The organism is Desulfobulbus alkaliphilus (genome assembly GCF_016918545.1).
GTDB classification, from domain to species: Bacteria; Desulfobacterota; Desulfobulbia; order Desulfobulbales; family Desulfobulbaceae; genus Desulfobulbus; species Desulfobulbus alkaliphilus.
In genome coordinates this window covers 1-393 of sequence record NZ_JAFFQC010000411.1, presented here as the reverse complement: position 1 = coordinate 393, position 393 = coordinate 1, and the positions used below count along the sequence as shown (strand labels likewise).

Annotated in this window: 1 protein-coding gene; it reads right to left on the bottom strand. The window is 67.4% G+C overall.

What is annotated here, in order from left to right:
• Positions 1–393 (bottom strand): TonB-dependent receptor plug domain-containing protein (locus JWG43_RS21160; RefSeq protein ID WP_205244490.1); only part of this gene is annotated, 393 nt, incomplete at both ends.

The following is a 393-nucleotide window of genomic DNA, read 5'->3' as shown; positions in this document are numbered from 1 at the left end:
CCTTAAAGGCGAAGTCGCCGAGGGCGGGGAAGTCGACGTGCAGTTCGGAGTTGTAGGACTCCAGATTGCCCACGCCGGCGATGGCGCGCATGCCGAAGACGCCCGTGGGCTTCTTGGTCACCAGCGACAGGGCGCCGCCTTCAGTGTTGCGGCCGAACAGGGTGCCTTGCGGACCCTTCAGGACTTCGACGCGCTCGATGTCGAGCAGGGCGGCGGCGAGGCCGTGCTGGCGGGCCAGATAGACGCCGTCGACATAGACGCCGACGCCTTGCTCACGCGCCGGCTGATTGGCGTCGTTCGGCACGATGCCGCGGATGCCGATGGTCAGGGCGGACTGACGGGCCTCGAAAGTGGCGATGCGCAGGCTGGGGACGCTGCCGTCAGCCAAATCCA